The organism is Arthrobacter sp. zg-Y844, assembly GCF_024385465.1.
In the GTDB taxonomy this organism is placed as follows: Bacteria; Actinomycetota; Actinomycetes; order Actinomycetales; family Micrococcaceae; genus Arthrobacter_B.
The window spans coordinates 244,554-255,212 of sequence record NZ_JANFLS010000005.1; the positions used below are offsets into that span (position 1 = coordinate 244,554).

General features: G+C 67.5%; 8 protein-coding genes, 1 tRNA gene and 1 rRNA gene. 2 read left to right on the forward strand and 8 right to left on the reverse strand.

All coding sequences use genetic code 11. From position 1 onward, the window contains the following. Positions 1-2: 2 nt before the first annotated feature. The 5 genes from NNX35_RS15930 to NNX35_RS15950 form a co-directional block, all read right to left on the reverse strand. Positions 3-1,238, reverse strand: a complete 1,236-nt coding sequence (locus NNX35_RS15930; RefSeq protein WP_255868320.1) for a beta-ketoacyl synthase — start codon at positions 1,236-1,238, stop codon at positions 3-5. Beyond that, positions 1,239-2,918, reverse strand: coding sequence for an AMP-binding protein (locus tag NNX35_RS15935; protein WP_255868321.1), 1,680 nt, complete (start codon positions 2,916-2,918; stop codon positions 1,239-1,241). A 30-nt stretch (positions 2,919-2,948) separates the two neighbouring features. Continuing rightward, entirely contained in the window at positions 2,949-3,788 is an 840-nt protein-coding gene (locus NNX35_RS15940) for an SDR family oxidoreductase (protein ID WP_255868322.1), read from the reverse strand. A gap of 130 nt (positions 3,789-3,918) precedes the next feature. After that, the gene (locus NNX35_RS15945; protein WP_255868323.1) at positions 3,919-4,563 is read right to left on the reverse strand and encodes a response regulator transcription factor; all 645 of its coding nucleotides are present in this window, start codon (positions 4,561-4,563) and stop codon (positions 3,919-3,921) included. After that, on the reverse strand, positions 4,551-5,840 hold the full coding sequence (locus tag NNX35_RS15950; RefSeq protein ID WP_255868324.1) for a histidine kinase: 1,290 nt from the start codon (positions 5,838-5,840) through the stop codon (positions 4,551-4,553). The genes NNX35_RS15945 and NNX35_RS15950 overlap by 13 nt, the downstream gene beginning before the upstream one ends. Before the next feature lie 162 nt (positions 5,841-6,002). Between NNX35_RS15950 and NNX35_RS15955 the strand changes: the two genes are divergently transcribed. Both NNX35_RS15955 and NNX35_RS15960 read left to right on the forward strand, forming a co-directional pair. Next, a complete protein-coding gene (locus tag NNX35_RS15955; protein WP_255767289.1) occupies positions 6,003-6,758 on the forward strand; it encodes an ABC transporter ATP-binding protein in 756 nt (251 codons plus the stop codon). 1 nt (position 6,759) lies between these two features. Next, positions 6,760-9,228, forward strand: a complete 2,469-nt coding sequence (locus tag NNX35_RS15960) for an FtsX-like permease family protein (RefSeq protein WP_255868325.1) — start codon at positions 6,760-6,762, stop codon at positions 9,226-9,228. 54 nt (positions 9,229-9,282) lie between these two features. Here the strand turns inward: NNX35_RS15960 and NNX35_RS15965 are convergent. The 3 genes from NNX35_RS15965 to rrf form a co-directional block, all read right to left on the reverse strand. After that, a tRNA-Ser gene (locus tag NNX35_RS15965) sits at positions 9,283-9,370 on the reverse strand. 80 nt (positions 9,371-9,450) lie between these two features. Beyond that, positions 9,451-10,059 carry a TMEM175 family protein gene (locus tag NNX35_RS15970; RefSeq protein WP_255767287.1) on the reverse strand — a complete coding sequence of 203 codons (609 nt, stop codon included), beginning with the start codon at positions 10,057-10,059 and terminating at the stop codon, positions 9,451-9,453. A gap of 161 nt (positions 10,060-10,220) precedes the next feature. Then, positions 10,221-10,337: ribosomal RNA gene (gene rrf / locus NNX35_RS15975) — 5S ribosomal RNA — on the reverse strand. Positions 10,338-10,659: the final 322 nt, after the last annotated feature.

Sequence of the window (10,659 nt, forward strand, 5' to 3'; positions counted from 1 at the left end):
CGTCAGGTCACAGGACCGAAGGCCGCCACAGCGTTTTGGCCGCCGAAACCGAAGGCGTTGGTGAGCGCGTAGCGGACGGGAGCCTCACGGGCGGCACCGGGAACATAGTCCAGGTCGCACTCCGGATCCGGTGTGGCATAGTTCAGGGTCGGCGGGATGACACCCTCGACTATCGCCATCACGCAGAGCAGGGATCCGAGGGTCCCCGCAGCCCCGATGAGGTGTCCGGTCATGGACTTGGGTGCCGTGACCGCAAGCGACGACGCGTGCTCGCCGAAAGCCGTGTGCAGTGCAAGGGTTTCGGTCCGGTCATTGGCCTGCGTGGAGGTCCCGTGGGCGCAGATCAGGTCCACATCCTCGGGGTTCAGCCGGGACCGGTCCAGGGTGCGGCAGATAGCTTGGGCCGCATACTGTCCGCCGGGTTCCGGGGCCACAATGTGGAACGCGTCGGACGTCAGTGCGCCGCCCAGCAGCTCCGCGTACACCTCGGCACCACGGGCACGGGCATGGCTGAGCAGTTCCAGCACGCACACCACGGCTCCCTCGGCAAAGACAAAACCGTCCCGGTCCGCATCGAAGGGACGGCTGGCTTCCTGGGGAGAATCGTTGTTCCGGGACAGCCCGCGCATGGCGCTGAGCCCGGCGAACATCACGGACGTAATGGCTGCATCGGTTCCGCCGGCCACCACCACGTCCGCTTCGCCGGCCAGCAGGGTGCGGCGTGCCTCCAGCAAAGCCTGGGTACCGCTGGCACAGGCCAGGGCGCTGGCATTCACGGGACCGTGAACCACCAGATCGATGGCCACCTCGCAGGCCGGCATGTTCGTCAGCGACGACGCCACGAAACTGGGGCTGATGGGCCGCAGCCCGTCACGGCCGAAGATCTCCGTGGCGGACTGGATTTCCGGATACCCGGAGACAGCACTGTTGATGATCACCGCCGCGTCGGTGTTCTCCAGCGATGGTCCCAGTCCGGCGTCGGCCACCGCCTCGCGTGAGGCCGCCACTGCCAGCTGGGAGGCGCGGGAGGACCGGCGCAGCCGCTTGACCGGCAGGTACTGCGCGGGATCAAAGTTCTTCACCTCCCCGGCAATCCGGGTGGGAAACTCAGAGGCATCGAAGGCAGTGATCTTGTCGATCCCGCTGCGCCCGTCCTTCAATCCCGCCCAGGTTTCGCCCCAGGTACCGCCGAGCGGCGTCACCGCCCCCATGCCGGTGATGACCACGCGCTCGTCCATCTACTCCGCCTTCCGGACCGGCGCCGGTACGTGCATCCGGCCGTCCAGCCAGTCCTGCGCCGCGGAATCCGCCACCTTGTAGTGCATCTTCTTTCCGGTGGCGGTCATCGGCACTTCGTCGACAAAACGGTAGCCGCGGGGCCGCTTGAAATCGGCCAGCCCGGGATGGGCCAGGCAAAACGCATCCAGCCCGTCGGCGTCGAGCTCCGCGTCCCGGCGCACCACGTACGCCACCACGCGCTGGCCCCACCGGTCATCCGGCACTCCCACCACCACGGATTCGAGGACGCCGGGGTGGTCCGCGAGCGCGGCTTCCACCTGCACGGGATGGATGTTCTCCCCGCCGGAAATGATCATGTCATCGGTCCGGCCCATGATGGTCAGGTAACCTTCCGCATCCCAGGTGGCCATGTCCCCGGGGTAAAGCCACCCGTCGTGGAACTTCTCCTCCTCGACGTGGGGCAGGTTGGCGTAGCTGAACCCGGATTTCGGCGAGCGCATGATCACCTCGCCGATTTCGCTGCCGTCCCGGGCGGCCAGTTCGTGCGGCTGCCCGCGGCGGCCTTCAAACACGCGGACGACGGCGACGTCGTCGTCCGTGCACGCCCGCCCGGCACTGCCGGCATGGGCGGGGAGGTCCTCGGGCCGCAGGAAGGTGTTCCAGAAACCCTCGGTGGTCCCGTAGCCGTTGAAGATCCGGGGCGTGAGCAGTTCCTGGTACCGGATCGCTGCGGCGCGGTCCAACGGTGCACCCATGGTGACGATGCCCCGCAGGGTCTCCAGGTTCCGCGGATTCTTTTCCTGCTCGACGGCGATCATCTCCAGCGTGGTCGGGGCGCCGATCAGATACGTCAGCCCCTGCTCCCCCACCCAGTCCAGCACCGTCGAAGGGTTAAAGCTGCGCAGCGGCACCACGGACCCGCCGATGTAGAACACCGGGTTGGGCCCGCCGGAGTGCAGGCCGCCGCGGTGGAACCACGGGGTCATGTTCAGGGTGCGGTCCTGCGGGCTGAGCGGAAAGTGCATGATGACGTCGTGCGCGCTCATCAGCTCGGCGATGGACGGCAGCGGCACCCCCTTGGGCATGCCCGTGGTGCCCGAGGTGTAGAAGCGGGTGCTTTCCTCGAAGGTGGAAAAGTCCACGGGGAGGTCCGGCAGGTCCCCGGCGGCCTGCTCGACGGCGGTGTCGAAGTCCTGCCCCAAATGCCCGGAGCCCAGTCCCCAGGCCCCGGAGTCGGGAGCGCCCGCCACCAGGACCAGCGGCGACACCCCGGCAAGCTCCAGCGCCTGCGCAGCGGTCTCGGTGTGCTCGGCGTCCACAACGAACACCACCGGATCACTGTCCCGCAGGATATGCGCCGTCTCCGCGGGCGCCAGCCGGTAGTTCACCGGAACGCTGACAGCCCCCAGCCGCTGGGTCGCCAGGTACAGGAGGGCGAATTCGATGCCGTTGTAGAGCTGGTAGAGCACCCGGTCCCCGCGGCCCACGCCGCGCTCGGCCAGGGCGCGCGCTACGGAGTTCACGGCGTCGCCCAGCTGGGCGTACGTGAATTCCCGGCCCGACGGCGGATCGGCGAGGGCAACGCGGTCAGCGTACCGGGCAACATTGCGTGCGAAGCCGGCCGCATAGGTCAGGGAGTGTTCGAAGTAGTTCCGGTAACGGGCGGGATCGTAGCTCACTGATGCTTCCTTTCAGTCCGGACGGCGCCCTTACCGGCTGCCGCCTCGGGTGGGCCGGGTTGGCCGGTCCGGCAGGGCGACCGGCGGGCCGGACGCGTCGGAATGGAACGGCGGGGCAATGACCGAGAGGCCGCCGTCGACCGCCAGGACCTGGCCGGTGATGTACTCCGCACCCGGCGAGAGCAGGAACTCCACCGCGGCGGCCATTTCATCCACGGTGCCGGGACGGCGTTTGGGCAGGCGGGAGATGACGCTGTCCATGGGCGCCATGCCATCCATGGAGTAGAAGTAGTCCAGCGAATCGGAATCGATCAGCCCGCCGTTCACCGCGTTGACGTTGATGCCGTAGGGACCGAATTCCACCGCCATGAACCGGACAAAGGACTCCACTGCGGCTTTGTAGGAGCCGAGGGCGGCATAGGTCGGGAAGGCCCGGGTACTGCCGTAACTGGTGAGCGCGACTATCCGGCCGCCGTCGTCCATCAGTTTCACCGCTTCCTGCGCGCCGAGGACAAACGGCCGCACGTTCACGGCGTATGCACGGTCCAGATGATGGGTTTTCAGGTCCACCACGTTCTTGAACGCGGCGGCGGCGGCGTTGTTGATGAAGTAGTCCAGCCGGCCGTATTCGTCCGCTGCGGCATCGAAGAGCCGGACAATGTCTTCGGGGTTCTCCACATCGGCCTGCACCCTGATGCCGCTGCCGCCGAGTTCCTGCAGCGTGGTGACCACTTCCTTGGCCAGTTCGGCATTCCGCCGGTAACTGACGACGACGGCGGTCCCCTGCGCCGCGAGCCGCTCCGCCACGCGCCGGCCGATTCCCCGCGAAGCACCGGTGATCAGCGCTACCTTTCCGCCGCCATGTCCCACGTGTGTCCTCCTGCGCCCGGCTGTAGTGCATCACACCTTGTCACCGGTGCCGTCCGGGAAACAAGACCCGCAACGAAACCTGCGCTACGCGAGTGCCCGACCCGGCTACGTGCCCTGCGGCACCCGCCGGTCAGGAGCGGAGATAGGCCAGAGTCGCCAGCACCCTGCGGTGGCCGCTGTCCGACTGGGCCAGCCCGAGCTTCGCGAAGATATTGCCGATGTGTTTGCTGACCGCGGTTTCGGAGACGGAAATGGCCGAGGCAATGGCGGTGTTGCCCAGCCCTTCGGCCACCAGCCCCAGCACTTCGAACTCGCGCGGAGTCAGCGACCGGATGGGATCCTGGTTGCTGCGCCGGCTGAACAGCTGGGCGATGACCTCCGGGTCCATGGCGGTGCCGCCGGCAGCCACACGCCGCAGTCCGTCCACGAATTCGCCGACGTTGCCCACCCGCTCCTTCAGCAGGTAGCCCACGCCCTGGGCGCCGGAGGCCAGCAGCCGGCTGGCGTACCGGTCCTCCACATACGCGGAGAGGACCAGCACCGGGAACTCGGGAACCCGGGACCTCAGTTCCAGGGCGGCCCGCAGCCCCTCGTTGGTGAAGGTCGGCGGCATCCGGACGTCCAGCACGGCGCCGTCGGCGCTGCCGGGTTCGAAGGCCGCGAGCAGGTCATCGGCGTTGTCCCAGGAACCCACCACGTCGAACCCTTCGCTCTCGAGCAGCAGTTCCAGCCCGGCGCGCAGCAGGGCATCATCTTCGGCGATTAGAAGGCGCATGGCAGCTCCACCCTTATGTTTGTTGGTCCGCCCTCAGGGCTGTTCAGCACCAGCCGGCCGCCGAACGCGGCGGCACGGCGGGCAATCCCGGCCAGACCGGTGCCGGAGCCGTTTGCGTCGGTTGCGCTCTGCGCGCCGGCGGCCGGATCCGCCCTCGCGCCGCCGCGGCCGTCGTCGTTCACCAGGATCACCAGGACGTCCTCCCGTGCCGTTGATTCGGTGCGGAGCACCACGTCGATCCGGGAGGCGCCGGAGTGTTTCGCAGCATTGGTCAGGGCTTCGGCCAGGACGAAATATGCCGCCGATTCCACTGCTGCCGGCGCGCGCAGCAGACCCTCCACCTCCAGGGAGCAGGGTATGGGCGAGCGGCTGGTGAGGGCCGAGGCCGCACCGCCCAGGCCGAGTTCGTCCAGGACCGGCGGATAAATATCGTGTACCGCGGCGCGCAGTCCGGCGAGTGCTTCCGACGCGGCATCCTGTGCCCGCCCGATGAACGGTACGGCGGCCGCCGGGTCGGTTTCGGCCGCACGCTGGGCCAGTCCCAGCATCATCACGACGCCGACCAGCCGGTTCTGCGCGCCGTCGTGCAGTTCGCGTTCAATCCGGCGCAGCTCCGCCGCATGGGCGGCCAGGGCACTGGCCCGGGCCGCCGAAAGATCGGAAATGCGGCGGGCCAGGTCCGCATACCGGCGCGGGGAAAGGATCCCCAGGGTCGCCGCACTGAACCGCCGTGCCAGCCAGGGCAGCAGCAGCCATGCCCCGGCGGCGTATACGAGTCCCAGCAGCATCATCAGGACGGCATCGCCCCAGCTGCGGACGAAGATGGTCAGTTCCAGCGGTGCGTCCGGCGGGAACAGCTGCCACAGGGGCGCCGCCGCTACATAGAGCACGGCACCGAAGGGAAGCGCCAGGGCCAGCGCCGCTGCCAGTAGGGCAAATGCGCAGTGGAAAAGCAGCCAGGAGAGGTCCCGTTTCGTTTCCGGAGCACTCAGCAGGGCGGCCAGCTCGGTGAACGAATACCTACCGCTGAGGCGGCGCCGGTCAAAGGGAATGACAGCGGAGGAGAACGCCGCCGAACGGGCCTGCGCCCGGGCGGCCAAACGGTTCAGGAGGTCCAGGAGGGTAGGCACCGCATACAGGCCCACCCCAAGGGCCACGAACGGAAGCAGCCCAATACCGGCCACCAAAACGGTCAGGGACGCCAGCCAGTACCAGCCCTCGCGCACTAGGAAGGCAGCATCCCGGAGACGGGTCTTGGCGCGGCTGGGAAGTCTCACCCGTTGAATTATGCCCGACCCCTCTCGGGCTGTCGGTATAGCCAGCTATACCCCAAACCGGGCTATTGGCTGTATCGGATCCGGTTTCCGGAATCCGTAGCGTCGAAGTCAGCAGATCAGCTCACCCCACGAACCCGCACCCCTCGACCAAAGGATGACCCGATGTACTCCGACGCCTCCGAATTCTCCGGCCCCGCAGCCCTCCAGCTGCAGGGCGTGTCCAAGAGCTACCGGTCCGGCAACACCAGCGTGCCGGCCCTTCGCGATGTGTCCCTGGCCGTTCCGGCCGGCACCTTCACGGCCATCATGGGACCCTCCGGTTCCGGCAAAAGCACGTTGCTGCAGTGCGCAGCCGGACTGGACGCCCCGGACAGCGGCCGGGTGCTGCTGGGCACCACCGAAATCTCGAAGCTGCACAGCAAGGCCCTGACCCGCTTCCGCCGGGACCACGTCGGTTTTGTCTTCCAGTCCTACAACCTGCTCCCCCAGCTGACCGTCGCGCGGAACGTGACACTTCCGCTGCTGCTGGCCGGACGAGGCACGGACAAGGCCTGGCTGGACTATGTGCTGGAGGCAGTCGGGCTGTCCGGACTGGGTGAGCGGAAGCCGCAGGAACTCTCCGGCGGCCAGCAGCAGCGGGCGGCCATCGCCCGGGCACTGATCACCCGCCCGGATGCCGTCTTTGCGGACGAACCCACCGGCGCCCTGGACTCGGGCACTGCACGCCAGGTGCTGGACCTGCTGCGGCACACCGTCTCCGCGCTGGGCCAGACGGTGGTGATGGTGACCCACGACCCGGTGGCAGCCGGGCACGCAGACACGGTCATTTTCCTTGCGGACGGGCGCCTCGACGGCAGCATGACCGGCGCCACCGCCCATGACGTCAGCGAACGCATGGCCAACCTCGGGGAGCGCTAACATGTTTTCTCTTGCCAGAGCATCCATCCGGCACCACCGCGGCGGATTCGCCGGGGTTTTCGTAGCCGTGTTCCTGTGCGCCGCGCTCATCACCGCGATGGGCGTCCTCATTGAGTCCGGAACCCGCGGCGGCATTGCCCCGCAGCGTCTGCAGGGGGCCGACGTCGTTGTAGGTGCGCCGCAGGCCCATCCCGTGGTCGAAGACATGGACGCTCCGTTCGCCGAGCGCGTCCTGCTTCCCGCCGAAGCGGTGAACGAAATCGCAGCCGTTCCCGGCGTCGAACGCGCCGTGGGCAGCATCGAGCTTCCCCTGGCCACCACCGACGGTACGGCGGTTTCCGCCGCCGCCTGGGACTCCGCGGCCCTGACTCCCTACACACTGACCTCCGGGGAAGCTCCCGAACGGGCAACCGAAGTGGTGGTGGATGAATCCTTCGGAGCACCTCCGGGCACCTCGCTTACCCTTACCCACGGCGGGGAACCCACCGAGTACACGGTGTCCGGCGTCGCCGCTCCCGAGTCCGGAGTAGACACCGGCCCTGCAGCTTTCCTGAGCACCGCCGGCGCCCAGGCCCTGTGGCCGCACGGCGACACCGTGGCCACCGTCGGCGTGATCGCCGAACCCGGGATCCGGCCGGCGCAGCTCTCCGCCGATATCGAGGCGCAGGTGGCCGACGTCGTCGGCTATACCGGGGACCGCCGCGGAGACGTGGAGAATCTCGGCGGGTCCGCCGCCCGCTCCACGCTGCTGCTGCTCAGCGGGTCGCTGGCAGGTGTGGCCGTGATGACCGCGGTCTTTGTGACTGCAGGAACCCTGTCCCTGTCCATCATGGCGCGGCGCCGGGAATTCGCGATGCTGCGCGCAGTGGGAGCCGGAGCGAACCAGACCCTGGGCCTCGTGATGCGGGAAGTCCTGCTGGTGTCCAGCGCTGCCGCCGTGCTGGGCGCGGCACCCGGTTTCCTGCTGGCATGGTTCCTGGGCAACCAGTTCGTTGCCGGCGGCGTGCTTCCGGAATCCTTCGTCCTGGCCTACAGCCCGCTGCCGGCCCTGGCTGCAGTGGCCATCAGTGTCGCCGCAGCGGTGGGTGCCTCGCTCGTCTCGGCGCGGGGCACGGTCCGTGCGGCGCCCACGGATGCCCTGCGGGACTCCGTGACGGAGGCTTCCCGGCTGGGCCGCGGACGCGTCATCACCGGGCTGTCACTGCTGGCTGCCGGTCTGGTTGCGGCTTTGGTACCGATTGCGGTTCCGGGCACTGCGGGCCTGGCGTCGGCAGCCTCCAGCATCCTGCTCCTGATGATCGGCGCGGGCCTGCTGGGACCGTGGCTGGTGACGGGTGCCTTGAAACTGGTGCGGCCGCTGGTCCGCCGCAGTCCCTCCGCGTCGCTGGCCCTGGCGGAGGCCAACGCCAGCGCCTTCCCGCGGCGGCTGGCCTCGGGAATCGTTCCGCTGGCGCTGGCCATTGCGCTCGGGTCCGTGCAGTTCTTTATGCCGGCCACCGTGGCAACGGAAGCCGGGCGGCAGTCCCGTGACGGGGTGGTGGCCGGGTATCTGGTCAGCGCTCCGGGGTCCGGAGTGTCCGAGGATCTCGCCGATCAGGTGGCTGAGCTTCCCGGGGTGGAATCCACCTCGCCGGTGGCCCGTTCCGCAGTCCTTGCCAAGGCCGGCTTCGCGGGGATGGAGGACGGTGTGCAGCCCTATGCCATTCAGGGGCTGGCGGACCTGAACGGAACCCTGGACCTCGACGTAAACGAAGGTTCCCTGGACCGGCTGGCGGACGCCGACACCGTGGCACTGAGCGTGGACCTGGCCCGCGAATCCGGTACGGCTGTGGGTGAGGACTTCGACTTCTACTACGGGGACGGCACCGAGGCGACCGCCGTCGTCGTCGCCACCTACGAACGGGGGCTGGGATTCGGGGATGTGGCGGTGGCGAATGAGACACTGCGCAGCCACACCACTACCGGGTTGAACGACTACCTGCTGGTCAGCACGGCGGCGGATACCGATCCGGGAGAACTGGCCTCTGCCGTGGACGGACTGGGGCTGACGCTCCTGGATAAGGAGGAGTTCGGGGCGGCCGGAGCCGCGCAACGGGATGCCGACTCATGGGTTTCGGTGATCGCGATGCTGGTCCTACTTGGGTACCTTGCCGTCTCCGTGGTCAACACCTTGGTGATGGCGACGGCGCGGCGCCGGCCGGAGATGCTGCTACTGCGGACCCTGGGGGCGTCGGATACCCAGCTGCGGCGGATGATGGGAGCCGAGTCCCTGCTGATAGTCGCGTCCGCCGTCGTCATCGGCACCGTCCTCGCCCTGCCGCCGCTGATGGGGATCGCCGTGAGTATCTCGGGGGTGCCGCTGCCCACGATCGTGCCGGCCGTGTACCTCGGCCTGGCCGGTGCGACGGCGGCACTCGGGCTGGGCTCTATTGCGGTAGCCACGCGTGCCGCGCTGCGGGCCGAGCGGTAGCTGTTCGGGCAAAAAGAAATACCCCGGTCCGAAGACCGGGGTATTTCTTTGTCCTGGCGGAGGATGGGGGATTTGAACCCCCGAGGGCGTTAACCCAACACGCGTTCCAGGCGTGCGCCATAGGCCGCTAGGCGAATCCTCCAGGCTTGCTCCCGTAGAAGCAGATATAAGACTACCCGACACAGGCCCAAACCAACGAATCGACGTCATTTGAAGGGCAGCTTACGCCGAGCCGGTTCGCCTGCGGCCGAGGCCGTGGAGCAAGGCATTGATAATGACAATTCCCAGCCAAGACCAGATCGCCGCTTCCGGACTCCACAGGATGGCAATGGGAATCGAGGCCAGGAAAACCGCAGGGGTGACCGGGGCGCGGACCTGCGCGAATGCCGGAAGCCGGGGATCCACGTCATCCCGGAAAAGGCCCGTGCGGCTGCAGTAGATCCACAGCCCGGTATTCGCGGTGCCGATAAGCCCCAGGGCCGCCGCATAAATCACGACGCCGAGCACCTGGTCTCCGTAAAACGCCAGCATGTCGGTGGCGTACCCCAGCAGTGCGACGAACAGCAGCAGCACCAGGTTCAACTGCTGCAGCCGGCCGGTGAATCCCCGAAGGAGCCGGAAGAGCCGGTGGTGGCTCAGCCAATAGGCGGCGGTCACCACAAAGGACAGGACGTAAGCGCCGAACTCCGGAAGCTGCGCGGCCACGGCCTCCCCAAGCTCGTTTGCCGGCACCTGCGGCACCCGGATATCCACGGCCAGCAGCGTCATGGCGATAGCGAAGACGGCGTCGCTGAAGAACATGGTGCGGTCCAGGTCCGGACCCGAATTCACTCGCGCAAAGCCTTTGCTGTTGCTGTTTTCGCCGGCCACCGGACCATGCTTGCGCACATCCCTCAGCGGGTCGAGCCTCGGCTGGAGAAAAACGGCCCGGGAGGTGGAGTTAAACAGATAAGGACCCGCACATCCTTGTGCGGATCCTTATCCCAACGTATGTCCGGCGGTGACCTACTCTCCCACATCCTCCCGGATGCAGTACCATCGGCGCTGTGGGTCTTAGCTTCCGGGTTCGGAATGGGACCGGGCGTTTCCCCCACGCTATGACCGCCGTAACCCTAGCCCCGACGGCAATGCGTCGGGAAGTCTGATTACAGGCTGCCCTTTCGGGTTCTGCTCGTTAATCTTACCGCGTCTTCCATACGGTTTTGACCACGGCGGGGCAACCGGGCTTGTCCTGGATGTCGGAAGAAACACAGTACTGAACAACAGAGTGCGGAACCCAGCAGGCCCCTGTGCCGGCGGGTTCTGCCTGGCCGGTTAAAGAGGAAGAGCCCGTACCAGCACTGGTACGGGCTCAACCTGTATTCAAATATTGTCCGGCGGTGACCTACTCTCCCACATCCTCCCGGATGCAGTACCATCGGCGCTGTGGGT

Excerpts from the sequence above, each read along its gene's own strand:
- NNX35_RS15930 (WP_255868320.1), bottom strand. The coding sequence starts at position 1,238 with ATGGACGAGCGCGTGGTCATCACCGGCATGGGGGCGGTGACGCCGCTC.
- NNX35_RS15945 (WP_255868323.1), bottom strand. The coding sequence starts at position 4,563 with ATGCGCCTTCTAATCGCCGAAGATGATGCCCTGCTGCGCGCCGGGCTG.
- NNX35_RS15955 (WP_255767289.1), top strand. The coding sequence starts at position 6,003 with ATGTACTCCGACGCCTCCGAATTCTCCGGCCCCGCAGCCCTCCAGCTG.
- NNX35_RS15960 (WP_255868325.1), top strand. The coding sequence starts at position 6,760 with ATGTTTTCTCTTGCCAGAGCATCCATCCGGCACCACCGCGGCGGATTC.